This is a genomic window from Streptomyces sp. KPB2, from assembly GCF_003950055.1.
In the GTDB taxonomy this organism is placed as follows: Bacteria; Actinomycetota; Actinomycetes; order Streptomycetales; family Streptomycetaceae; genus Streptomyces; species Streptomyces salinarius.
In genome coordinates this window covers 741,900-765,789 of sequence record NZ_CP034353.1, presented here as the reverse complement: position 1 = coordinate 765,789, position 23,890 = coordinate 741,900, and the positions used below count along the sequence as shown (strand labels likewise).

21 protein-coding genes and 2 pseudogenes are annotated in these 23,890 nt (G+C 72.3%); 10 read left to right on the top strand and 13 right to left on the bottom strand.

From position 1 onward, the window contains the following. Window positions 1–8: 8 nt before the first annotated feature. The 8 genes and pseudogenes from D1J63_RS03515 to D1J63_RS03480 form a co-directional block, all read right to left on the bottom strand. Window positions 9–1,019, bottom strand: a complete 1,011-nt coding sequence (locus tag D1J63_RS03515) for a DUF5914 domain-containing protein (RefSeq protein ID WP_125627671.1) — start codon at window positions 1,017–1,019, stop codon at window positions 9–11. Continuing rightward, window positions 1,016–2,011, bottom strand: coding sequence for a phytoene/squalene synthase family protein (locus D1J63_RS03510; RefSeq protein ID WP_125627670.1), 996 nt, complete (start codon window positions 2,009–2,011; stop codon window positions 1,016–1,018). The genes D1J63_RS03515 and D1J63_RS03510 overlap by 4 nt, the downstream gene beginning before the upstream one ends. Beyond that, window positions 1,998–3,569, bottom strand: a complete 1,572-nt coding sequence (gene crtI / locus D1J63_RS03505) for a phytoene desaturase family protein (protein WP_125627669.1) — start codon at window positions 3,567–3,569, stop codon at window positions 1,998–2,000. Before crtI ends, D1J63_RS03510 begins: the two co-directional genes overlap by 14 nt. After that, window positions 3,566–4,708, bottom strand: a complete 1,143-nt coding sequence (locus D1J63_RS03500) for a polyprenyl synthetase family protein (protein WP_164712698.1) — start codon at window positions 4,706–4,708, stop codon at window positions 3,566–3,568. The genes crtI and D1J63_RS03500 overlap by 4 nt, the downstream gene beginning before the upstream one ends. Before the next feature lie 332 nt (window positions 4,709–5,040). Further along, a pseudogene (locus D1J63_RS03495) lies at window positions 5,041–5,232 on the bottom strand (cryptochrome/photolyase family protein); the annotation flags it as partial. An 11-nt stretch (window positions 5,233–5,243) separates the two neighbouring features. Further along, window positions 5,244–6,617, bottom strand: coding sequence for a deoxyribodipyrimidine photo-lyase (locus D1J63_RS03490; protein ID WP_125627667.1), 1,374 nt, complete (start codon window positions 6,615–6,617; stop codon window positions 5,244–5,246). Window positions 6,618–6,665: 48 nt separating this feature from the next. Further along, window positions 6,666–8,237, bottom strand: a complete 1,572-nt coding sequence (locus D1J63_RS03485; RefSeq protein WP_125627666.1) for an SDR family oxidoreductase — start codon at window positions 8,235–8,237, stop codon at window positions 6,666–6,668. A 64-nt stretch (window positions 8,238–8,301) separates the two neighbouring features. Next, entirely contained in the window at window positions 8,302–9,048 is a 747-nt protein-coding gene (locus D1J63_RS03480) for a hypothetical protein (protein WP_241235503.1), read from the bottom strand. A gap of 165 nt (window positions 9,049–9,213) precedes the next feature. On the opposite strand from D1J63_RS03480, the gene D1J63_RS03475 reads away from it, so the two are divergent. Further along, window positions 9,214–9,816, top strand: coding sequence for a DUF4383 domain-containing protein (locus D1J63_RS03475; protein WP_125627665.1), 603 nt, complete (start codon window positions 9,214–9,216; stop codon window positions 9,814–9,816). A 39-nt stretch (window positions 9,817–9,855) separates the two neighbouring features. On the opposite strand, the gene D1J63_RS03470 is transcribed toward D1J63_RS03475, so the two are convergent. The 3 genes from D1J63_RS03470 to D1J63_RS03460 all read right to left on the bottom strand — a co-directional run bounded on the left by D1J63_RS03470 (window position 9,856) and on the right by D1J63_RS03460 (window position 12,353). Then, entirely contained in the window at window positions 9,856–10,080 is a 225-nt protein-coding gene (locus D1J63_RS03470) for a hypothetical protein (protein WP_241235502.1), read from the bottom strand. Between the two features lie 78 nt (window positions 10,081–10,158). Continuing rightward, the gene (locus D1J63_RS03465; protein ID WP_125627664.1) at window positions 10,159–11,625 is read right to left on the bottom strand and encodes a HAMP domain-containing sensor histidine kinase; all 1,467 of its coding nucleotides are present in this window, start codon (window positions 11,623–11,625) and stop codon (window positions 10,159–10,161) included. Beyond that, window positions 11,622–12,353: a response regulator transcription factor gene (locus tag D1J63_RS03460; protein WP_061441025.1), complete on the bottom strand. Its 732-nt coding sequence runs from the start codon at window positions 12,351–12,353 to the stop codon at window positions 11,622–11,624. Before D1J63_RS03460 ends, D1J63_RS03465 begins: the two co-directional genes overlap by 4 nt. A 145-nt stretch (window positions 12,354–12,498) precedes the next feature. Here D1J63_RS03460 and D1J63_RS03455 point away from each other — a divergent pair, with 145 nt between their 5' ends. From D1J63_RS03455 to D1J63_RS03415, 9 genes and pseudogenes are all read left to right on the top strand, one after another. Beyond that, window positions 12,499–13,869, top strand: a complete 1,371-nt coding sequence (locus D1J63_RS03455) for a ferredoxin reductase family protein (RefSeq protein ID WP_125627663.1) — start codon at window positions 12,499–12,501, stop codon at window positions 13,867–13,869. A gap of 8 nt (window positions 13,870–13,877) precedes the next feature. Next, window positions 13,878–14,321 (top strand): FMN-binding protein, encoded by a 444-nt coding sequence (locus D1J63_RS03450; RefSeq protein WP_125627662.1) that lies wholly within the window; start codon window positions 13,878–13,880, stop codon window positions 14,319–14,321. Between the two features lie 28 nt (window positions 14,322–14,349). Beyond that, complete coding sequence (locus D1J63_RS03445; RefSeq protein ID WP_125635153.1) at window positions 14,350–15,051, top strand: FAD:protein FMN transferase; 702 nt, start codon at window positions 14,350–14,352, stop codon at window positions 15,049–15,051. A 143-nt stretch (window positions 15,052–15,194) separates the two neighbouring features. Beyond that, a complete protein-coding gene (locus D1J63_RS03440) occupies window positions 15,195–15,884 on the top strand; it encodes a response regulator transcription factor (protein ID WP_125627661.1) in 690 nt (229 codons plus the stop codon). A gap of 160 nt (window positions 15,885–16,044) precedes the next feature. Further along, entirely contained in the window at window positions 16,045–16,950 is a 906-nt protein-coding gene (locus tag D1J63_RS03435) for a universal stress protein (protein ID WP_125627660.1), read from the top strand. Window positions 16,951–16,977: 27 nt separating this feature from the next. After that, window positions 16,978–17,835, top strand: a complete 858-nt coding sequence (locus D1J63_RS03430) for a universal stress protein (RefSeq protein ID WP_125627659.1) — start codon at window positions 16,978–16,980, stop codon at window positions 17,833–17,835. A 92-nt stretch (window positions 17,836–17,927) separates the two neighbouring features. After that, window positions 17,928–18,291: pseudogene (locus D1J63_RS37020) on the top strand (GNAT family N-acetyltransferase); the annotation flags it as partial. Between the two features lie 404 nt (window positions 18,292–18,695). Beyond that, window positions 18,696–19,766 carry a zinc-dependent alcohol dehydrogenase family protein gene (locus D1J63_RS03420; RefSeq protein WP_125627658.1) on the top strand — a complete coding sequence of 357 codons (1,071 nt, stop codon included), beginning with the start codon at window positions 18,696–18,698 and terminating at the stop codon, window positions 19,764–19,766. Between the two features lie 181 nt (window positions 19,767–19,947). Beyond that, window positions 19,948–20,388, top strand: a complete 441-nt coding sequence (locus tag D1J63_RS03415) for a pyridoxamine 5'-phosphate oxidase family protein (protein WP_125627657.1) — start codon at window positions 19,948–19,950, stop codon at window positions 20,386–20,388. A gap of 175 nt (window positions 20,389–20,563) precedes the next feature. Here D1J63_RS03415 and ppdK read toward each other — a convergent pair whose 3' ends face one another. Together ppdK and D1J63_RS03405 are read right to left on the bottom strand one after the other, a co-directional pair. After that, window positions 20,564–23,269 (bottom strand): pyruvate, phosphate dikinase, encoded by a 2,706-nt coding sequence (gene ppdK / locus D1J63_RS03410; RefSeq protein ID WP_125627656.1) that lies wholly within the window; start codon window positions 23,267–23,269, stop codon window positions 20,564–20,566. A gap of 96 nt (window positions 23,270–23,365) precedes the next feature. Beyond that, the gene (locus D1J63_RS03405) at window positions 23,366–23,830 is read right to left on the bottom strand and encodes an SHOCT domain-containing protein (protein WP_125627655.1); all 465 of its coding nucleotides are present in this window, start codon (window positions 23,828–23,830) and stop codon (window positions 23,366–23,368) included. Window positions 23,831–23,890: the final 60 nt, after the last annotated feature.

Below are 23,890 nucleotides of genomic sequence, written 5' to 3'. Positions count from 1 at the left end.
GGCCGCCCTCAGCCGGGAAACCGACCGGTGCTGCGCAGCGTCCAGCGCCGTTCGGCGTAGGCAAGGTCGTCGCGCCACAGCCGTCCGGCCGTACGGCGCATCAGCGGGCGCAGCACGGGGGCCGCGGCCCGGGCCACGGCGAAGCCGGGCCGGTCCGAGGCGGCGACGACCGCCTCGACCACGGCGGTGCGCGGACGCTCGTGGTCCGGCCCGGTCAGCGGCGTCGCGTGCGTCTCCACCACGGACGTGGCGCCCTCCCCGTCGGTGATGCGCATGACGACCGTGCGCGGCTCCGGCGCGGTGAACTCGGCCCGCACCGGCACCACGAGCCGCCCAGCAACCCGGAAGGAGACGTCGACGACGAAGGCGTCGTCCTCGTCCCCCTGCGGCTCACGCACCACCGAGAGGTCGACGAACGAGTACGGATGGAACCACGAGCCGTGCCACGGATCGAGACGGTTGGCCACCACGTCCTGCGGTTCGCACCGCCCCACCGTCGTGAACACCGCGTCCACCGCACGGCCCGTCACGGGCCGGGCGGGCACGACGGGCCGCTCGCCGGGCTCCTCGCCGCCCACCTCGTCCAGCCGCACCCAGACGAGTACGCCGTCGTCGTGCACGGGGAACGGCCGCCAGCCGGCGGACGCGGAACCGTCCAGGGCGAGCCCGTGCCAGTGGCAGACCAGCGTGCCGCACACCACCCGGCTGTCGCGCAGTGGAGCGCCCAGGTGCGGGCAGATGCCCTCACCGGCATGGGGCTCGCCGTCATCCGAGCGCCACAGCACGACCTCCACACCACCGACCGTCCGGCCGTAGGGCCGGTCGCCCGCGCGCACGTTCCGGGAGGCGCCGACCACGAACCAGTTGCCGGACGGACGGGCCGACGCCCTCTTGAGCGCGTCGGCGATGAGCGCCGGACGTGCCTGTCGCCACGTCGGAGTCTGAGCCGCCCAGTGGGGACCGGAGCCACGTCGGCGCAAGGGTGGCGACCACCGCTTGCCGTTCCCTCGACCACTCACCGCACCGGACCCTTCCGTTCGACTGCCGACGCTCCTGCCCGTGCCACGCGGTCCTCCGTACGAGCACGCAACCGGGCACCGGCTACGCGCAGCACCCCGGCAGCGGCCGTTGCCGCCCGACGCCGGCGCGACACCACCGCACGACGATGCAGCACGCTGTAATCCTGCTCGGCGATCGCGTCGAGAATCCCGCCGTAGAGGGTGAACGCGGCACGGATGCAGGGACGCACCCGCGGATCGAGCATGGCGATGCCCGGCTCCGCCGTCCGGTACACGCGCCGCGTCATGGCCTCCGCCGCCATGAGAGCGGCCCGGATGCGGCGGTCGCGGCGCCCGGTACGCCTGCTCCACTCCAGCAGGGACCGGTCCACGCCGTGCGCGGCCAGCAGATCACCGGGCAGATAGACCCGCCCGCGGTCGAGATCCTCGCCGACGTCGCGCAGGAAGTTGGTGAGCTGGAACGCCACGCCGAGCGCCGCCGCGTGCGGTGCCGCCTCCTCCCGGGCCGTGACCGTGCCGAGGACCGGCAGCATCTGCAGGCCGATGACCGCCGCCGAACCGTGCACGTATCCCTGCAGATCGGCGAAGGTCGGGTAGTGGGTGACGGTGAGGTCGGCCCGCATCGAGGACAGGAAGTCGGCGAAGAGCGCGTGATCGATGCCGTACCGGCCGGCGGTGTCCGCGACGGCCCTGACCACGGGTTCGCGGCCCGCCCGGGTGAGCAGCCCGTCGGCCAGGTCGCCCTCCAGGCGCCGCAGCAACCGGTCGCGTTCCTCGGGCGTGCGGTGCCGGTCCAGGTCGTCCACGATGTCGTCCGCCCAGCGGGCGAAGCCGTACAGGGCGTGCACGGCGGAGCGGCGTTCGAGCGGCAGCAGGCGGGTGGCCAGGAAGTAGGTCTTGCCGTGGCGGGCGTTGAGCCGGCGGCACCGGGTGTAGGCGGCGCGCAGCAGGGGATCGGTGATCCCCGCCGCGTCCAGTTCACGACGGCTCATCGGTACCTGCCGGGGCGGGGGCGGGACACGCGGCGGGAACGGCCGGGGACCGACGCGTTCGGGCGGGCCGGGGACGGGCGCCGCCGGTGATACGCGCGGCGGCGAGTTTGCCGCTGACCAGTACGGTGGGAACGCCGACACCCGGGGTGGTCCCGCAGCCCGCGAGCACCACGTTGTCCAGCCCCCGTACGAGGTTGCGCGGGCGGAAGGGGCCGGTCTGGGCGAAGGTGTGGGAGACCGAGAAGGGGCTGCCCGCCGCATGGCCCTGCGCGTCCCAGTCGAGCGGCGTCACCAGGAGCTCCTCCTGGACACTGTCCGCGAACCCCTCCAGCCCCCGCTTTTCCAATATGCCGACCAGGCTGTCGCGGTAGCGCGGGCCGAGGTCACGCCACGCGGCCGCCTCCGGACCGACGTGGGTGTTGGGACAGGGCGCGAGGACGTAGTGGAGGTGGCGCCCGGGCGGTGCCAGGGCCGGGTCGTGCGTGGTGGGGCGGGTGATCAGCAAGGAGGGGTCGCTCATCAGCTCTCCGGTACGGGTCAGCTCCTCGAAGGTGCGCTCCCAGGCGGCGCCGAACGAGATGGTGTGGTGGGCGAGGTGCGGCCAGGTGCGGTCGGTGCCCGCGTGCAGGATCACGGCGGACGGCGAGTGCCGCAGCCGTGCCGGACGCCGGGGTGCCCGTCCCAGCAGCCCGTAGGCGGCGGGCAGTTCGCACGTCAGGACCACGGCGTCGCAGGCGATGCGCTCGCCGGAGGCCAGGCGGACGGCCCGTACCCGGCCCGCGGACCGCTCCAGCGTGTCCACTTCGGCCGTCCAGCGCAGATCGGCACCGGCGTCCGCCGCCGCGTCGGCCATGGCTCGGGGCAGTGCGTGCATGCCGCCCTTGGGAAACCAGACGCCCGCCACCGTGTCCATGTAGGCGATCACCGCGTAGGCAGCGAGTGCGCGGGCGGGGGCCACCCCGGCGTACAGTGCCTGGAAGGAGAAGACGCGGCGCAGGCGCTCGTCGGACAGGAAGCGGCCGATGCGGCCGTCCAGGCGTCCGAATCCCCCCAGTGCCGCCAACCGGGCCAGGTCCGGGTGCAGCAGCTGGAGGGGGGAGTCGAAGTTGGTGTCGATGAAACGGCGCATCTGCACCCGGTACAGCCGTTCGAGCCATTGCCGCAGGTCGCGGTAACCGGCCGCCTGCGCAGGTCCGGCGAAACGGCGCACCTCGGCCTCCATCGCCTCGCCGTCGGTGCGCACGTCGAGTGAGGACCCGTCCGCGAAACAGGCCCGGTAGGCCGGATCCAGAGCCGTCAGCTCGACGCGGCGGTGGAGGCTGTCGCCGACGGCGGCGAACGCCTCGTCGGCCAGGTGCGGCATGGTCAGCACCGTGGGACCGGTGTCCATCGCGTAGCCGGCCCGCCGCACCCGGCCGGCCCGGCCGCCGGGGCCGGCGTCCCGTTCGACGACGGTGACCCTGCGGCCCGCACCCAGCAGGTGCAGGGCGCACGCCAGCCCGGACAGCCCGGCCCCGACCACGACGACGTGGTCGGTCGGCCCCGGTACCCGCTTCACGCGACCTCCCCGTCACCACGCGGGACCGCGCCCGTCGCCCGCCCGACCAGCGCGGCGAACTCGTGCCGTACGGCCGGGCGCGCGCCGCAGCGGTCGAAGTGCGCGAGGCTCATGTCCGTCAGCTCCCCGATCTTCGCCTCCACCAGGTCCCGGGCACCGGTGCGCACCAGCGCGGACCGCACCTGCCGGACGGCCCTGTCGGACTTCGGGTCCGCGTCCGGAGCCAGCGCCGCGGCCGACAAGTGGTCATCGGCCGCATCGGCGAGCCGGACGGCGACGGCGAGCAGGTAGGTGAGCTTGCGGGAGCGCAGGTCGTCGTCGGCCGGTTTCCCGGTCAGCTCGGGGTCGCCGAAGGCGCCCAGGAGGTCGTCGCGCAGCTGGAAGGCCAGCCCGGCGCACCGGCCGGCCGCCCGCAGCGCGTCCAGTGCGTCCCCGTCGGCTCCGGCCAGCACGGCTCCCAGCGCGAGGGGCCGCGCGACGGTGTACAGGGAACTCTTCAAGGTGGCGATGGTCAGCGCCTCGTCGACGCCGGAGGACCGGGCGGCCTGGGCGTGCAGGTCGAGGTACTGCCCGGCGACCATCTCGGTGCGCATCGCCCGCCACTCGCCGTGCAGCCGCGTGCCGTGCGGCGTACGGAGTGCCGTCTCCGCCAGCAGGTCGTCCGCCCAGGCGAGCGCCAGGTCACCGGTCAGGACGGCGGCCGAGGTGCCGAAGGACTCCGACGAGCCGTGCATGCCCGCTGCCCAGTGCCTGCGGGCCAGGTCGACGTGCAGGGCCGGTGCGCCGCGTCGCTGCACCGAGCCGTCCATCACGTCGTCGTGGACGAGAGCGCACGCCTGGAGCAGTTCGAGTGCGGCTCCCGTTCGCAGGACGGCAGTGGCGTCTCCCGAGCCGCCCGCGGCGCGCCAGCCGCAGTGGGCGAACGCGGTACGCAGCCGCTTGCCGCCCCGCGCGGTCAGCGCCGCGAGACGGTCGGCCAGCTCCCGGGCGAAGACGGGGTCGACGGAACGGGAATGGCGCAGCCGTTCGTCCAGTACCTCCTCGAGGACGGTGCCGACCGCGTTCGCCGCGCCGGTCGCGGTGAGGGGGTCGTCGACCCGTTCGGCCGGTGGGGCCACCATCGGCGGCAGTCCAGGCATGCGCAGCCCCTTCTCACTCTTGGTTGTCCGCACGCCACTGCTTCCACCGGATGCCCTGTTGCGGATGCACTGACTTGTGCCCGCTCCGGCGCCGGGTCCGGTCCGACTTCACCCCGCCGGCGCAACGGTGAGAGGTTCAAGGCGGTGTGTCACCCCGCGCATGCTCCTGTTCGAGTACCTCCGGAAGGTCGCCGAGCCGCTCCAACTGCCGCACCGGCCGGGCCACGCGCTGATTGCCGGCCAATAGTTCCCGGTGCCGGTCGAGGAACGCCCAGTAGCCGGCGGTGTACGGACACGCGTGCTCGCCGGTGCGCTCGCCGGGCCGGTAGACGCACGCGGTCGCCCGGTTCGGCCGCGCGGTGGCGCATCGCGGACAGCACCAAGTGGGCCTTGGCCCGGTGGAATCGGCGCCGCCGGAAGACGGAGCGCGCCTCGATCATGAGCAACGGGGTTTCCGGTCCGGGCCCCCCTTCGCCCGGCGTGAGGAAGTGCGGACCCAGTTGGTCACCGAAGAGCCAGTGCACGACGCGTCCCCTCAGTCCCGGCCGCGGGCGTGCTTGAAGCGCGCGAGCCCGTCGGCGAGGTCGACGAGCGGGTCCGGGTAGTCGAGTTCTCCTCGTTCCGCTGCCGTCAGACGCCAGGGTTCGTGCACCTTCCTGCCGGTCACGTTCCTGAGTTCGGGGACCCAGCGCCGTACGTAGGTGCCGTCCGGGTCGAAGCGCTTGGCCTGGACGAGCGGATTGAGGACGCGGTGGGGGCGGGTGTCGGTGCCGGTGCCGGCGACCCACTGCCAGTTGAGCTGGTTGTTGACGACATCGCCGTCCACGAGGAGGTCCAGGAAGTGCCGGGCGCCGATCCGCCAGTCGACGTACAGCGTCTTGGTCAGGAAACTCGCCACCAGCAACCGTGCCCGGTTGTGCATCCAGCCCTGGTGAAGCAACTGGCGCATGGCCGCGTCGACGACCGGGTAACCCGTCCGTCCGTCCCGCCAGGCGGCGATGTCCTCGGCGGCGTCCTCCTCGTCACGCCAGCGGTCGTGCCGGGTGCGGTAGTCCTTCGCCGACGCCTCGGGCCGGGCCGCCAGCACCTGGTGGTGGAAGTCCCGCCAGCACACCTGTCGGACGAACGCCTCCGCGCCGGGCCCGCCGTGCGCGCGGGCCCGGTGGACGAGTTCCAGCGGGGAGAGCGCACCGAAGTGGAGGTACGGCGACAGCCGGGACGTGGCATCGTCCGCGAGGTCGTCGTGCCGGTCCTCGTAGCGGGACAGTCCGGAGCGCGACCACCGTGCGAACCGGTCGCGCCCGGCCGTCTCCCCTCCGGCCGGAAGGCCGGGCGAGGCATCGGTCACGTCCGCGCGGTCGGGCAGCGGCTCGCCGCGGACCCCGTCCGGTACCCGCACGGTGCGCGGAGCGGCCAGGGGCTTTCTCGACGAGACCTGCGACCAGCGGCGGAAGTAGGGAGTGAACACCGCGAAGTGGTCCGAGCCGGAGGGCGTCACCGCTCCCGGGGCGACGGCGGTGATCACCGTCTCGTGCACGCGCAGTGCGACGCCGTCCTCGCCCAGTTCCTCGCGCAGCCGTTCCTCGCGGCGCTGGGCGTACGCGGTGACACCTGCGGCCACGTGCACCTCGGTGGCCCCGCACCGGCCGGCGACCGCGCGGACCTCCCGGACGACCGGTCCGTCGCGGATCACGAGCCGGCCACCGCGGTGGCGCAGCGAGGAGTCGAGGTCGCTGAGACAGTCGGCTAGGAAGGCCCTGCGGTTGGGGGCGTCGAACCCCGCCGCGTGGATGCCGGGGTCGAGGACGAACAGCGGCACCACCTCGTCCGCCGCTTCGAGCGCGGCGTGCAGAGGCGGGTGATCGTGCAGACGCAGGTCCGAGGTGAACAGGACGACCGCGACGGTCATGACGTCACTCCTGGCGCAGTGGTGTTTGCGTGGTGCTTGGACGAAGGCTCAGTGCTCCACACTTCGCGGGCTGCGACGACGCCGGATGCGCCGCGATCGGTCATCACTCCTGCGGGTGGTCAGGCCCTTGGCGGCGGCCTGACCGATGTTGCGCGCCATGCCGCCGAAGACAACGGCATGGAAGGGGGACACCGACCACCAGTAGGCGTGGCCGAGCAGCCCACGCGGATGGAACAGGGCACGCTGCCGATAACGGGTACGGCCTTCCGCGTCCGTCTCGACGTGCATCTCCAGCCACGCCAGTCCCGGCAGCCGCATCTCCGCACGCAGCCGCAGCAGCCGTCCCGGTTCGATCTCCTCGACCCGCCAGAAGTCCAGCGAGTCACCGACCCGCAGGTGCTGGGCGTCCCGCCGGCCGCGACGCAGCCCGACACCGCCGACGAACCGGTCCAGCCAGCCGCGGACGGCCCAGGCCAGCGGGAAGGAGTACCAGCCGTTGTCCCCGCCGATGCCCTCCACCACCTTCCACAGGGCCTCCGGGGACGCGTCGACCCGCAGTTCCCGCTCGTCCTGGTAGAGACTGCCGCCGGCCCAGTCGGGGTCGGTGGGCAGGGGATCACTGGGGGCTCCGGGGACCGAGGCGGACGACCAGCGCGTGGCCACCTGGGCCTCCCGGACCCGACGCAGGGCCAGCGCCAGGGCCTCGTCGAACGGCAGGGGCCGGCCGGGAGCGTCGGGGACGTACCGGGCGATGTCGTGCTCCTGGCACACCACCTCATGACGCAGGGACTCCGTCAGGGGCCGGGCGAGGGCGGCCGGGACCGGCGTGACGAGGCCGACCCAGTGGCTGGACAGGCCGGGAGTGAGCACCGGAACGGGCACGATGATCCGCCGCCGTAGCCCGCTCACGGTGGCGTAGCGGCGCATCATCTCGCGGTAGGTGAGCACGTCCGGCCCTCCGACGTCGAAGGCGCGGTCGACGTTGTCCGGCATGGTGGCCGACCCGACCAGGTAGTGCAACACGTCGCGGATCGCGATGGGCTGGGTACGGGTGTGCACCCAACTGGGCGTCACCATGACGGGAAGCCGCTCGGTCAGATAGCGCAGCATCTCGAAGGACGCCGACCCCGATCCGATGACCACAGCGGCCCGCAGCACGGTGGCGGGCACGGGGGCGTCGAGGAAGATGCGGCCGACCTCCGCGCGTGACCGCAGATGAGGGGAGAGCGTGCGTTCGGGAACGCCCCGCGGGGTCAAACCACCCAGGTAGACGATCCTGCGCACGCCCGCCTCGTACGCCTGCTGGGCGAAGACGCGCGCCGCGCGACGGTCGGTGTCCTCGAAGCCGGAGCCCGACCCGAGGGCGTGCACCAGGTAGTAGGCGACGTCGACGCCGCGCATGGCCTCGGCGACGGAACGCGGGTCGGTGACGTCTCCCCGCACGCTCTCGACATCGGACGCCCAGGGCTGGTCACGGAGTTTGGCCGGGGTGCGGGCCAGACACCGCACCCGGTGACCGGCCCCCAGCAGCTCCGGTACGAGGCGTCCGCCGACGTACCCGGAGGCGCCGGTCACCAGACAGAGCAGTCGTTCCTGGTCCTGCCGTCCGTTCGCCGCCACGGCTCTTTCCTTCCGGTCCGTTCACCACACCATGCCGGGACTTTCGATCACTTGCTCCACAACGTCACCGCGCCCGTCGCGGCGGGGCGGCCCGCGGCCGCGACCAGGAACCGGGATCCGCCGAGGTCTCGATCAGGGCACCGCGCGACGGCACCGGTGCGCACACGTCGGCCCGCAGTCCGATCACCGCGGCAGCCGTCATCCCACTCTCCAGCAGAACCGCCTGCCGCCCCGCCTCCAGGACCGCCAACAGGGGCATGCGCGCCGGCCGGCCGGCCAGGAGCACCGGGTGTCCGGGGTCGCGCGGGGCGGTCACCAGTCGGCCCCGAGGCGCCCGCGCCAGCAGCACGTCACCGTCGGCCGTGGCACCGACCGCGGCCGCCGGGGGATGCAGCAGACCCGGAAGCGGTGCTTCCTCCGCGTATGGCGCCGAGTCCGCCGGGCGGGCGAACCGCATGGTGCACGACCCGAAGGATTCCCCCGCACGAACCGCGCCCGGAGGACGGCCGTACTCCAGAGCGAGGGCGAGCTGCCGGGTGGACTCCGCCATGATCAGCGGATGGTGCGCCACCGCGCCCAGCGCGCATTCGTTCAGCGGATGCAGGCGGGGCCACTGGCAACGGGCCGTGAAGCAGCGACTGCCGAGGCGGGCGAAGGACTCCACCAGCAGCGACGCCATCGTGTCCAGACCCAGGCCGCGCCAGGTGAGCGGTACCTGCCGTATCACCGGCTCCGGCGCCGGACGGTCACCGACGTCGTCGTGCCGCCGGCCGCGCGCGTCGAACGCCTGGTCCGTCGCCACCTCGTGCATGAGCGTCTCCTGCCGGCAGGCCGGGCGGTGCGGCCGCTGCGCGCACCAGGTCGTCACCGCGCACTTCGCACGCGGGGCCCGCGGCGGATGCACGCCTCGGTACCGGCCCGGGACCCTGTCGCCGGACACGCATCCGAAGCGAGCGCACACGCGGAAACAACGGACATGAGGCTAAAAGACGAAATGCCCGTCGATCACCATCTGGCCACCGTCTACCGCTACGGCGCGGGCTTCTGCGGGCTGGTCCTGCTGGTCTTCGCATGTCTCGGCTTCGCCGACGCGCTGAGCCCGTTCGACACCGCGGGCGACACGATCGCCGGCATGACCACCAACGTCGCGCTCAGCGTGATCTCCGCCGTCGTCGGTCTGACGCTGCTCGCCGGCGCGGCGGTCGGCGGCAACTTCGCCTCGGTCCTCAACATGACGATCGGCGCGCTCTTCGTCCTGAGTGGGTTCTTCCACGTCTTCGTACTGGACCGTCGCGCCAACGTCCTCGACTTCGGGATGACCAACGTGATCTTCAGCTTCGTCATGGGACTGGTCATCGCCACGTTCGGCATGTACGGCCGGGTGTCCAGCAAACTGCCGCACGACAACCCCTACTGGCAGCGTCGTCATCCCGAGCAGGCGGCCCGGGAACGAGAGGCGGCCGCCGCCCTGCCGGACGCGGAACGGGGCGGGCACACTCTGCCCGCAGGACAGGATCCCGAGGGCGCGAGGCCACCACGATCACCCGCCCGGCGTCCTCCCAGGACCGGGATGCGCTGACGGTCGGTACGCGTACGGGCCCGGAGGGCCCGAAGGGGGCTACGGAGCGTGGCTATGTTGACGCGGGTGATGCGCCCGCCGGCGGTCGGTCAGCTGCGTCTTCACGTTGGACGCACCGGTCGTGGCCCGGTCGGTGGCTGAACCGCGAGAGGGCAGGAGGCCGATCTGGCGGCCCAGTTCGGCGCCGTCGAAGATGGTTCGCGAACGCCTGATGCGTCCGGTGTCGACTTCGACGAAGTAGACGCTGCTCGCTGTCGCATTCACGGCCGCCTCCTGAAGTCGGTGGAGGGCACGCGCCCAAAGCCGGCGGAGTGCCCGACGGAACCACTGCCGGCCGGAGGGCTACCCGGGCGGTCGTCGCGGCAGGCGCACGGTGAACGTGGTGGTGCCCGGTTCGCCGGTGACGGTCGCGGTGCCGCCGTGTGCGGCGGCCACCGCGGCGACGATGGACAGCCCGAGCCCCGTGCCGCCCCCGTCGGCGCCGCGGGGGCCGTCTCCGTGGACGAAGCGGTCGAAGAGGTGGTCGCGCAGGGCGGGCGGGACACCCGGCCCGTCGTCGGTCACCGTGAGGCAGGCCGTGCCGTCGTCGTCCCGTCGTACACCCACGGTCACCGCGGTACCGGGAGGTGTGTGCAGCCGGGCGTTGGCCGTGAGGTTCGCGAGAAGCTGGTGAAGGCGGTGCCGGTCGCCCGACACGATGACCGGCTCCTGCGGCAGTTCCAGGGACCATCGGTGATCCGGACCGGCGGCGCGCGCGTCGTCGACCACGTCCAGTACGAGCCGCGTCAGGTCGACGGGTTCGTCCTCCAGGGGGCGGCCGGCGTCCAGGCGGGCGAGCAGGAGGAGGTCGTCGACCATGGCGCCCATCCGGGCCGACTCCGCGGCGATCCGCTCCAGCGCGCGGCCCACCTCGGGTGGCAGTGGGCCGGGGTGGAGCAGGGCCAGCTCGGCGTGACCGCGCACCGAGGCCACGGGGGTGCGCAGTTCGTGACTGGCGTCGGCGGAGAAGCTGCGCAGACGTTCCTCACTGCGCTGGCGCTGGGTCAGGGCATGCTCCACGTGGCCCAGCATCCGGTTGAACGCGGTGGTGACCTGGTCGACCTCCTCGCTGCGTGGCCGGGTGTCCGGGGCACGCGCGGGCAGCGCGACCGTCCCGCTCGCGAGGGGAAGCTCACTGACCCGGGTCGCGGTGTCGGCGATGCGGCTGAGGGAGCGCAGGGACCAGCGCACCCAGAGCGCACCCGCGACGCCGGCACCGACGAGCGCCAGCCCGAAGACGCTTCCCGCGACGAGTTCGAGCCGGTGGACCGCCGCTTCGACCGGCTCCAGCGGCAGGCCGGTGATCAGCGTGTCGCCGTCCCGCCCCTGCCATGCCCTCACCCGGTAGTCGCCGAGGCCGGTCAGCTCGACGCTGTGGCCCCGCCCGTCCGTGGGCACGGCCGCGAGGGCCCGGGCGTCCTCGGCGTCGACCTCGAGGGTGACCACGTCAGCCGGTGCGTCGCCCTGTCGGACCACGGCGGCGTTGGTCACGCGGCCGTCCGCGATCCGGACCCCCAGCGTCTCGGCGGCCTGGCGGCGGGTGTCACCGCGTTCGTCTCCGTCGTGGTCGTCGTGGTCCGTGTCCGGGTGCTCCAGACTCGCCGCGAAAGCGCTGCCCGTGTCGGCCAGCTGCTGGTCGAGGCGGTCGGTGAGGAACCCGTTCAGTTCCAGTACGGCCGCCCCGCCCACCGTGGCGCACGCGACGGCGAGCAGCACGAGCAGCCCGGCGGTCAGGCGGGCGCGCAGCGTACGAAGGCGCGGCCACCTCACTGGGGCGCCGGCTTCAGGACGTAACCGGCGCCCCGCACCGTGTGGATCATCGGGGCGCGGCCCGAGTCGATCTTCTTGCGAAGGTACGAGATGTACAGCTCGACGACGTGGGCACCGCCTCCGAAGTCGTAGGACCAGACCAGATCGAGAAGCTGCGTCTTGCTCAACACCTGACGAGCGTGCCGCATGAGGCAGCGCAGCAGCTGGAACTCGGTCGGCGACAGGTCGATCAGATCGCCGCCCCGGGTGACTTCGTGCGCGTCCTCGTCCAGTTCCAGGTCCCCGACCACGAGCAGGGAGTCGGTCGCCCGCTCGCGAGTCATCCCGGCGCGGCGCAGCAGGCCGCGCAGTCGCGCGACGAGCTCCCCGAGGCTGAACGGCTTGGTCACGTAGTCGTCGCCGCCCGCCGTGATCCCGGTGATGCGGTCCTCGACGGCATCCCGCGCCGTGAGGAACAGCACGCACACGTGCGGCTGCTCGGCGCGCAGGTCGCGCAGGACCGACAGCCCGTCGCGGTCCGGCAGCATGATGTCCAGGACGACGGCGTCGGGCCGGAAGGCGCGGGCTTCGCGGACGGCGGCGTCCGCCGAGGCCGCCGCGCGGACGTCCCAGCCCTCGTAGCGCAGGGCCCCGGTGACGACCTCGGCGAGATCGGGTTCGTCGTCGACGACGAGGACGCGCACGGGGGTGCCGTCGGCACGGGTCAGGACTGCGCTGGGTGTGTTCATGGCCGTCCCAGCATCCCCCGTAACCCTCTGGATTTCCTCTGAACGTCTTCTGCGCCCCCTCGTACCGTCACGGTCGGGGTGCGGCTCAGAGCCGGCTCAGAGGTCGCGGCGCCACAGTGGACAGCCCCTGCCCGAGGAGACGTCCATGACCACCGCGACCGACCGACCGCCCCCGGCGCGGCACCGCGCCCCCGCCACGCCGTGGCGGGCATCACCGGCCACGGCGCTCCAGGCGGCCGCGTGGGCCGGAGGCATCGCCGTACTCGCGCTGTGGTGGAGGGACACGGGCTCGGTCGTCGGCGCGGCCGGCTGGCTCACCGGTGCGGGGCGCATCACGGGGCTCCTGTGCGGATACATGTGCGCCCTGCTGGTCGCCCTGATGGCGCGGGTGCCGTGGCTGGAGAGCCGGGTGGGCAGCGACCGTGCCGCGCGCTGGCACGCCTCGGCGGGTCGCTGGACCATCGGCCTGCTCCTGGCACACATCCTGCTGATCGTCCTCGGCTACGCGGCACAGGCACAGGTGGGGGCGTTGAGAGAACTCGGCACGATCGTGTTCGATCTGCCGGAGATGCTCAAAGCCACGGCAGGCGCCCTGATACTGCTCGCCGTCGGCTACACCTCGGTGCGCGCGGTACGTCGCCGGATGCGCTACGAGACCTGGTACCACCTGCACCTGCTCACGTACGCGGCGGTCTTCCTCGGCTTCTCGCACCAGTTGGCCGTCGGGGCGGACTTCGTGAGCAACGCGCCCGCCCGCGCCGCCTGGTACACGCTGTACGCCTCCGTGGCCTGCCTGGTCCTGTACTTCCGTGTCCTCATCCCGGTGCGGCTCAATCTCCGGCACCGGATCCATGTCGAGGCCGTCGTGCCCGAGGCGCCGGGTGTGTACTCCGTCTGGATGCGGGGTCGCCGGCTCGACCGGCTCGACGCCCGGCCCGGGCAGTTCCTGCGCTGGCGCTTCCTGACCCCCGGCATGCGGAGCGCCAGCCATCCGTACTCGCTCTCGGCCGTGCCGCGCGACGACCTGATGCGCATCACCGTCAAGACGCTCGGCGATCACAGTGCGGCCGTCACCTCTCTCCGCCCCGGCACCCGGGTGTGGGCGGAAGGACCGTACGGAGCCCTCACCGCGGCACGACGCAGCCGCCGCAAGGTGTTGCTGATCGCGGGCGGCACCGGGATCACCCCGCTGCGCACCTTGTTCGAGACGCTGCCCGCCGCGCCCGGCGACCTGACGCTGCTCTACCGGGCACGCACCCCGCAGGAGCTGGCCCTGAGCGGGGAACTGGAAGCCGTCGCCGCCGCACGCGGCGCCCGTCTCGTGTACGTCCTCAACAACCCGGACGGCTCGCGCGTCCGGATCACCGCGCAACGGCTCAGGGCGGTCGTGCCGGACGTCGACCGGCACGACGTGTACCTGTGCGGGCCGAGGGGACTGTCCCTGGCCGTGCACGACGCCCTGCGGGACGCCGGGGTGCCCGCGTCCCGCATCCACCACGAGTCCTTCGAACTGTGAGCCCCGCCATGCGCGCCCACCCCGTCCGCCGCACCGTGCTGACCTGCGCCGCCACCGTCACCGTGACGGTCCTCGCGCTGTCCCTCAAGCCTCACCATCCGCCGGTCGGCGCCCTGCCGCCCGCCACGACGCCCACGCCGAGCAGCGGCACCGGCACGGGGGGAACCTCCTCGGGAACCCGTACGGTCACAGGTCCCACGGTCCAGACCCGCTACGGACCCGTTCAGGTGCAGCTCACGCTCGACGGTTCGCGGATCGTCGCCGCGCGCGCCGTACAGTCTCCCGGCGGCGACCCCCGCAGCCGGCAGATCAACGCCTCGGCGGTGCCCGCTCTCATCAAGGAGACGGTGGACGCCCAGAGCGCCCACCTCGACGCGGTCTCGGGCGCGACCTACACGAGCGAGGGCTACATGAGCTCTCTGCAGAGCGCGCTGGACCGGGCTCGTGCCTGAGCAGGAACTGCACCGCGTGGTGCACACGATGGGCACGGTGTTCTCCTGCACGGTGCGCGCCGAACCCACGCCCAGCCTCCGCCGGGCCCTCGACGCGGCCGAAGGCCTGCTGCACCACGTCGACGAGGTCTTCTCGCCCTTCCGGCCGGACAGCGCCGTCAGTCGCGTCGGGCACGGGCGGCCCGTGCCCGAGGAGTGGCAGCCGGAACTGCGTGAAATCCTCGCCCTGTGTGCGGACGCCCACCGGCGCACCGGCGGCCGGTTCGCGGCGTGGCACTCGGGCGTCTTCGACCCGAGCGGTCTCGTCAAGGGATGGGCGGTGGAGCGTGCCGCGGTTCTGCTCCGCGAGGCGGGGGCGGAGCACGTGTGTCTCAACGGGGGAGGGGACGTGCAACTGTACGGCGGGCCCTGGCGCGTGGGCATCACCCATCCCCTCCGGCCCGGCTCCTGCGCCGCGGTGGTCGAGTCGCCCGGAGGCCCGCTGGGGATCGCCACGTCCGGGCCCGGCGAGCGGGGATGCCACATCGTGGACCCGCGCACCGGCGCGCCACCCTCCGGCGGCCTCGCCTCGCTGACGGTGACCAGCCCTTCGCTCACGGAGGCCGACATGCTCGCGACGGCGGCGTACTGCATGGGCGCCGAAGCCCGCGGCTGGCTGGGCGCCCTGCCCGGCGTCGCCGCGTTCGCGGTGATGCCGGACGGACAGACCTGGACGTCCGGCAACGGCTGAACGAAGAGGCCGCCGGCTGCCGGGCATCGGAGCCGTGAGCCGGGCGGACGGCTGGAAGAGGGCCGACCGGCCCTGGCCATTCGGTCCCCGCTGGAAGAAGACTGGCACTGTGGGCAGGACGCCTCATCGAGGAGCGATCGACGATGGACAGCGAGCAGGCCGACCGCGCGACCGCGATCACAGTCTTTCTTCTGGATGATCACGCAGTGGTGCGGCGAGGGGTGCACGACCTGCTGGACGACGAGCCCGACATCACCGTGGTCGGCGAGGGGGCGACCGTCGAGCAGGCCCTGGTGCGCGTCCCTGCGCTGCGTCCGGACGTCGCGGTGCTGGACGTACGGCTGCCGGACGGTGACGGGGTGACCGTGTGCCGGGAGCTGCGGTCGAGCATGCCGGACCTCGCCTGCCTGATGCTGACCTCGTTCGACGACGAGGAGGCGCTGCTCGACTCGATCATGGCGGGCGCGGCCGGATACGTCCTGAAACAGATCGAGGGCTCGGACCTCGTCTCGGCCGTACGCACCGTGGCCCGTGGCCAGTCACTGCTGGACCCGGCCGCCGCCGCGAAGCTGATGGCACGCCTGCGCGGGGGTCAGGACCGGGAGCAGGAGTCGAACGCGCTGCCCGGTCTGACCGAGCGGGAGCGGGACATCCTGGCACTGATCGGCGAGGGGCTGACCAACCGACAGATCGGCCAGCGGTTGTACCTGGCCGAGAAGACGGTCAAGAACCACATCTCCCGCTTGCTCGCCAAGCTGGGCGTGGAGCGTCGCGTCCAGGCCGCCGTCATCGCCACCCACGCGGAGGACCGTCTGCGGGACGAAAGCGAATGAGCGGCGGCACAACCACCGTTTTGCCGTGTGCCCGGCCCGGTCGGTTCCGGCAGTCCGTCGAAGGGACCCTCGTCCGTGTTCCGGGACGAGCGGCCCCTACCCACCCCACCCGTTGCGCGCAACGCTGAAGTCAGAAGGACCGACACGGGAGGTGGGAGGCATGACCCGCACGATCACCGTAGGGATCGACGGCTCGCCCCAGAGCCACGCCGCCGCCGAGTGGGCGGCCCGCGAGGCTGATCTGCGTGACCTGCCCGTACAACTCCTTCACGTGTGGGAGCCGGCCCCCGCAGCCCTGGCCCAGGACCCGATACTCGGTGCCGAGACGCACCGGTACTGGACCGAGCGTGTCCCGCGGGAGACCGGCGAAGGGCTCCGACTGCGTCATCCCGGTGTCGTGGTGACCAGTGACCAGCGGTCGGGCCCGCCGGCGGACACACTGGCCAGGGCCGCCGACGAGGCGGAACTGCTGGTCCTCGGCTCGCGCGCCCTGAGCGGGCTCGGCGGCTTTCTGGTCGGCTCGGTAGGTCAATCGGTGATCGTCCACACCGAGACTCCCGTCATCTTCGTGCGTGCCGGTGAGCAGGCGGCCGACGAGCACGTCCTGGACCCCGTCGGCATCCCGTCCGCGGCCACTGACTTCCGTCCGGTCGTCGTCGGACTCGACATCGGCAGCTCTGACGACGATGTGCTCGACTTCGCCTTCGCGGAGGCACGGTGCCGCAGGACGGCGCTGTGCGTGGTCAGTGGCTGGCACCTGCCGGCCCACTCCCCCCATGGACTGGCTGCGGACGCCTCACTGAACGAAGGGGTGGCCCGTAGGAAAGCGGCCGACCTCACCCGCGTGCTGTTGCCCTGGCGGCAGAAGTACCCGAGCGTCAAGGTCATCGAGGTGTCCCGCTCCGGCAGCCCCGCCGGCCACCTGGTCGACGTGTCGCACGACGCGTCCCTGGTGGTCGTCGGGCGGCGCATTCGGCGCAGCCCGCTCGGCGTACACGTCGGCGCCGTCACGCACGCGGTGCTGCACCATGCAACCGCACCCGTTGCCGTCGTGGCGCATCCCTGACGCGTCCCGGTCGGAAGGAGAGGTGTCATGTATCTGCCTCTGGTGGTCGGAGTAGACGGATCAGAGTCCAGCCTGCGGGCTGTGGACTGGGCGGCCGACGAGGCCGACCTGCACGAAGTGCCCCTCCTCGTGGTCTTCGGGACCCTGTGGGAGCGGTACGAAGGTGCCGCGCTCGCCCGCGAGCTGGGCAGGCCCTCCACCGAGACGAAGGCCGACGACATCCTCAAGGCCGCCGCCCGGCGTGCCCGGCAGCGACATCCCGACCTCGTGGTCAGCACCGAGACGGTGCCTGACGAGGCCGAGCACGCCCTGGTGTGCGCGGGACGGAACGCGTCCATGATCGTTGTGGGCAGCCGAGGTCGCAGCGGTGTTGCCGACAGGCTGCTGGGTTCCGTCAGCCGGACCGTGGCCGCCTTGAGCGACTGCCCGGTCGTCGTCGTACGCGGCAACCACGACAACCGGGCCCTCGGAGGACGACACGACCGCATTGTCGTCGGCATCGGTGCCGGCGAGACGTCGGCATCCGTCCTGCGGCTCGCCTTCAGCGAAGCGCAGCTGCGCCACGTGCCGCTGGCAGCCGTACGGGCCTGGCGCTGCCCCGCCCACGAAACGGTCGATCACCCATTGCTGACGGGAGAACCCGCCCGGCTGTACGAGGAGCGCGCAGCCAAGGAGCTGGAGACAGCCCTGGAGAACGCACCGTCCGATGTCGCCGTGGGCCGGCACACCGTCGAGGGCCCGGCCCGCGCCGTGCTGCCTGCCGCTTCGGCGGAAGCCGGCCTGCTGGTGATCGGCCGTCGCGTCCACGGGCGGCTCGGCCGGGTCGCCCACGCCGTCCTGCACCGCTCGGCCTGCCCGGTCGTCGTCGTGCCCGAGCGGACGTGAGCGCACTGCGCGGCCATGCAGCCGGCCGGGACCGGTCGGCCGGGTAACGCGGCATCGGTCGGCGCCATCGGTGCTGGTGAGAGGAGAGCCCGATGACAGCGCTCTTGGCAAGGCCGGCCATCCACGCCCTGCTCGCGGACGGCACCACCGTTCGCGTTCGCGCCGTGGAACCCGAGGATCGTGATCAACTGCACAGGCTCTACGAGGAGATGCCGCCCGAGAACCTGCGCATGCGCCTTTTCGCCGTGAGCCCTGGCAGTGATGCGTCTCGTCTCCGATCTGGGGCTGCGAGTCACCCGTCGAGCAGACGGACCCGAGACGCGCTGCACCATCACACTCGACCAGGACGACGCCTACCTCGGGGCGGTGGAGGATCGTGTCCGTACCGCGGACCTGGCGAGTACGGAACCTCTGTTCAGGCCCCGGACGGTCGCCGTGGTCGGGGTCGGCCGACGGCATCACCGCGCCCCGCTCGGTCGGCGAACTCCTGGGTACGAGCCGTCACGCAGCGGCCCGCACCCCACTTCCTCTTCCTGCGGTCCAGGTAGGTAGCCCGCAATCCAGGCTTCTAGAGCCCGCGAGTCCTCGGTCTTGCCGTTTCGCTGGTGCTTGGACCAAGACCGGTTCGCGGAGGACGAGGACGGACGAAGCGTCTCCTCACGAGCGAGCACCACGAACCTGCCCGACCCAGGGCCGACAGGCGACAGGCGAGGGCCGACCGGCCCAAGCGTGGGCGCGTTGCCGTGGACAGGCTGGAGTTGTGGGGCGATCCCCGTCGAACCGGCGGTCGTGGGCCCACTCGGTGCAGACCGGTCACCAGGCCCCGGAGGCCCCCGAGCACAGAGAGGGTGAGCATCGCGATGAAGGGCTACGTATTCCACGGACCGGGCCGGTCCGGGTGGGAGGACACACCCGACCCCGACGTGAAGGAGCCCACCGACGCCGTGGTCCGGGTCGACGCCGTCACGATCTGCGGCACGGACCTGCACATCCTGAAGGGGGACGTCCCCGAGGTGCGCCCCGGAACCGTCCTCGGCCACGAGGCGGTGGGCGAGATCGTAGAGGTCGGCACGGACGTGCACACCGTACGTCCGGGAGACCGCGTCCTGGTCTCCTGCATCACCGCCTGTGGAAGGTGCCGCTACTGCCGTGAGGGCGTGTACGGCCAGTGCCTCGGCGGAGGCGGCTGGATCCTGGGCCACCTGATCAACGGCACCCAGGCGGAGTACGTACGCGTCCCTTACGCGGACCTCTCCGTGCACCCCCTGCCCGGTGCGGTCACCGACCAGGACGCCGTACTGCTGGCCGACATCTTCCCGACGGCCTACGAGGTGGGTGTGCTCAACGGGCGCGTCCGCCCGGGGGACACGGTCGTCGTGGTGGGCGCCGGGCCCATCGGACTGGCCGCCGTCGCCACGGCACGGTTGTTCGCGCCCGAACGGATCGTCGTCGTGGACCTGGCCGCCGCCCGGCTGGAGGCCGCCAGGAAGATCGGGGCCGACGCCGTGGCAGACGCCCGCGAGCAACCGGAGCAACTGGTCGCCGACCTGACCGGGGGACTCGGCGCCGATGTCGTCATCGAAGCCGTGGGCGTACCGGAGACGTTCGAGATGTGCACCCGCATGGTGCGTCCGGGCGGGCACGTCGCCAACGTCGGCGTGCACGGCAAGCCGGCGTCCCTGCACCTGGAAGACCTGTGGATCAAGAACGTCACGATCACCACCGGCTTGGTCGACACCCGGACCACACCCACGCTGCTGCGCATGACCGCCTCCGGACGGCTTCCCACCGCCCAGTTGGTCACCCACACCTTCCCACTGGAACGCATGGAGGAGGCGTACGAGGTCTTCTCCGGCGCCGCGGACACCGGAGCACTGAAGGTGGTCCTCGGCAGTTCCCAGAGCGGAGTCGTCGCCGCAGACGCGGTGTGACGCCGCCCGGCCCGGCGGGCGGGCCGCGCGTCGGACACGTACGCCGCCGGACGCGTCGGACCCGGTCGCCCGCCGGATGATCATCAAGCAGGGGCGGAGCCCGCGGTGTGGATCTCCGTCCCGACCGGAGAGAGACGGCCGTGATCACGAGTACGCACACGCGAGATACGGGTGGCGGCTGATGTACGACAACGACGGATTCCGCGAACTGGACCGGCAGGAATGCCTTGAGCGACTGTCATCGGCGGAAGTGGGCCGGGTCGTCTTCACACGCGACGCCCTGCCCGCAGTCCTCCCGGTCAACTTCTGCCTGGACCAGGACGATGCCGTGCTGCTGCGCACCTCGGCGGCGTCCGAGATGGTCCGCGCGGTCGACGGGGCCGTCGTCGCCTTCGAGGCCGACCAATTCGACGCGGCGACACACGCCGGCTGGAGCGTCGTCGTCACCGGAGTCGCCTCCGTGACAGCGGACACCGCTGAGCGGGACCGTCGCACGGTGATCGGCCCACGCTCGTGGGTGCCGTGGCCGGACGAGGTATTCGTCCGTATCGCCCCCGAGATCGTCACCGGTCGCGAACTCCTCGCGGGACGGACCGTGTACGGCGTGCGCCCGTACTCCTGACGGCCGGACGGGGCTATGCGCCGCTCCTGCCAGGTCCGGTCCGGTCGGAGGAACGACCGCGCCCCGATGCCGGCGGCACACAGGTGACGGGCCCGGAGCCATCGGCTCCGACACTCCGTCGGAGACGTGCGGCAGCGCGGCGGGAGAGCCCGGGCAACAGAAAGGGCGTGAGGTCTCACCTGCTGTCGTCGGGTTCGCCCTGGTCCAGTGCGGCCCGTCCGGCCTCCAGCCGTGCCACCGGCACCCGGAACGGAGAGCAGGAGACGTAGTCGAGCCCGGCGCTGTGGAAGAAGTGCACCGACTCCGGGTCTCCGCCGTGTTCGCCGCACACGCCTGTCTCCAGTGAGTCGCGGGCGGCCCTGCCCTCGGCAACGGCGGTCTCCACCAGCCGTCCGACGCCCTCGCGGTCGATCGTCTCGAAGGGGGAGGCGGAGAAGACGCCCTTGTCGAGGTAGGCGGAGAAGAAGGCCGCCTCGACGTCGTCGCGGGAGAAGCCCCAGGTGGTCTGGGTGAGGTCGTTGGTGCCGAAGGAGAAGAACTCCGCGACCTCGGCGATCGGTCCGGCGGTGAGCGCCGCCCGCGGAAGCTCGATCATGGTGCCGACCGGGCAGGCCACCGGGATGCCGGACGTGGCCGACACCTCCGTCAGTACGCGGTCCACCTCCGCGCGTACCAGCCGGAACTCGGTGACGTCGCCGACGAGCGGGACCATGATCTCCGCCCGGGGGTTGCCACCCGCCCGGACACGCTCCACGACCGCCTCGGCGATCGCCCGGACCTGCATGGTGACCAGCCCGGGAACCACCAGGCCGAGACGCACGCCGCGCAACCCGAGCATCGGATTCTCCTCGTGCATGCGGTTGACGGCGTCCAGCAGCTCGGCGTCGTGCGTGTCCACGACCTCACCGCGGGCCTCGGCTGCGGCGAGGCGGGTGGCGAGTGTCAGGCGGTCGGGCAGGAACTCGTGCAGCGGCGGATCGAGGAGGCGGATGGTGACCGGCAGCCCGTCCATCGCCGTGAGGATGCCCGCGAAGTCCTGGCGCTGCAGCGGCAGCAGGGAGCCGAGCGCCCGGTCGCGGTCCGCGTCGGTTTGCGCCAGGATCATCCGCTCGACCAGCCGGCGCCGCTCGCCCAGGAACATGTGCTCGGTGCGGCACAAGCCGATGCCCTGGGCGCCGAACCGACGGGCGCGCGCGGCGTCCTCGGGAGTGTCGGCGTTGGCCCTGACCTCCAGCCGCCGCACCGCGTCCGCGCGGTCCAGGGCACGCGTGACCGCGCCGGCCACCGCGCCCAAAGCCTCGTCGGCGCCGTCGGTCGTACCGTTCTCCAACCGGCGCATCACGGCGGAGTCGACGAGCGGCACCGCACCGGCGTACACGGTGCCCGCGGAGCCGTCCACGGACAGGACGGTGCCCTCCTCGACGACGGTGCCGTCGCCGGTGGTGAGCCGCCGGCCCTCGGTGTCCACCACGATGTCCTCGGCGCCGCAGACGCAGACCTTGCCCATGCCGCGTGCGACCACGGCCGCGTGCGAGGTCTTGCCGCCACGGCTGGTCAGCACCGCCCGGGCGGCGACCATGCCCGGCAGATCGTCCGGGTTGGTCTCCTGGCGCACCAGGACCACCGGCTCACCGGCGGCGTGGCGCCGTACCGCCTCCGCGGAGTCGAAGACGGCCGCGCCGACCGCGGCACCCGGCGAGGCCGGCAGGCCGCGCGTGAGCGGGGCACCCGTCGCGGAGGCGTCGAAGCGGGGGAACATCAACCGGGCCAGTCCCTCCCCGCTCACTCGCGCGAGGGCTTCGTCCGGGCTGATGAGGCCCTCGTCCGCCAGGGCGGCGGCGATGGCGAAGGCCGCCTCGGCGGTGCGCTTGCCCACCCGGGTCTGCAGCATCCACAGCTTCCCGCGCTCGATGGTGAACTCGATGTCGCACAGGTCGCGGTAGTGCTGTTCGAGCGTCCGCATGTGCTCCCGGAGCTGCCCGTAGGAGTGCGGGTCCAGGTGCTCCAGCTCGGCCAGGGGGACGGTGTTGCGGATGCCGGCGACGACGTCCTCGCCCTGCGCGTCGGGCAGGTAGTCGCCGTACGGTCCGCGCCGTCCGGAGGCCGGGTCGCGGGTGAAGGCGACGCCGCTGCCGGAGTCGGCCCCGAGATTGCCGAAGACCATCCGCTGTACGTTGACGGCGGTGCCGAGGTCGTCCGGGATGTGCTCGCGACGCCGGTACAGGCGCGCTCGTTCGCTGTTCCAGGAGGCGAAGACGGCCAGGACCGCCCGCTGCAGCTGGTGAGCCGGGGACTGAGGGAAGTCCTCGCCGGTCTCGCGGCGGATCAGCTCCTTGTACGCCTCCACGAGCCCGGCCAGGTCGGCTGCGCCGAGGTGCACGTCGTCCGGGACGCCCCGCAGCGCCTTCAGACGCTCCAGCGCGCCCGCGAACAGCGCGGCGTCGACACCCATCACCGTGCTGCCGAACATCTGGACCAGCCGGCGATAGGAGTCCCAGGCGAAGCGCGCGCTGCCCGACGCCTTCGCCAGACCGGCCACCGAGTCGTCGTTCAGGCCCACGTCGAGGATCGTCTCCATCATGCCGGGCATGGAGAACCGGGCACCCGACCGCACGGACACGAGCAGCGGGTCGTCCCGCTGCCCCAGCCGCCGCCCGGCCCCCTCCTCCAGCCCGGTCATGTGCGCGGAGACCTCGTGGGCGAGACCGGCGGGCTCCGCGCCGGTCCGCAGATACGCCCGGCACGCCTCGGTGGTGAGAGTGAAGCCCGGCGGGACCGGAAGGCCGAGCCGGGTCATTTCGGCCAGGTTCGCCCCCTTGCCGCCGAGCAGACCGGCCAGCTCGCGCCCACCGTCGGTGAAGTCGTACACGTATCGGACCATGTCTCCCGCTCCTCGGATCGGAGGACTGTGTGCCGGTACCGACACGGAATGCCGCTTCCAGGCGAGGGACCCGAGCATCTCCGGAGCGGTGCAGTCTCAGCGCGCAGCAGAACCGGTGCCGGCCCTGCCTGCGTGTTCTGCCGGACCGTGACCAGAGAGAACAAGCTCCTTGGCCCTGCGGAACTCTTCGTCCGTGATGGCACCCCGGTCCCGGATCTCGGAAAGCCGGGCCAGTTCGTCGACGCTGCTCGAGCCTCCGGCCGCTGTCTTTCTGACGTAGGCGTCGAACTCCTGCTGCTGCGCACGGGCCCGGGTCGTTTCCCTGCGGCCCATGTCCCTGCCACGGACGATCACGTAAACGAGCACACCCAGGAAAGGCAGGACGATGCAGAACACCAGCCACCCGGCCTTCGTCCAGCCGTTCAGTCCGTCGTCCCTGAGGACGTCGATGACAACGCGGAACAGGAGGACGAACCACATGACCCACAGGAAGATCATCAGCATGGTCCAGAAGGCTCCGAGCAGCGGGTAGTCGTACGCAAGGTAGGTTTGTGCGTCCATTTCCGTCCTCCGTCCGGCCAGGACCCGGTCGTCGGTTCCGTACCGGGTTGTCGAGGTACA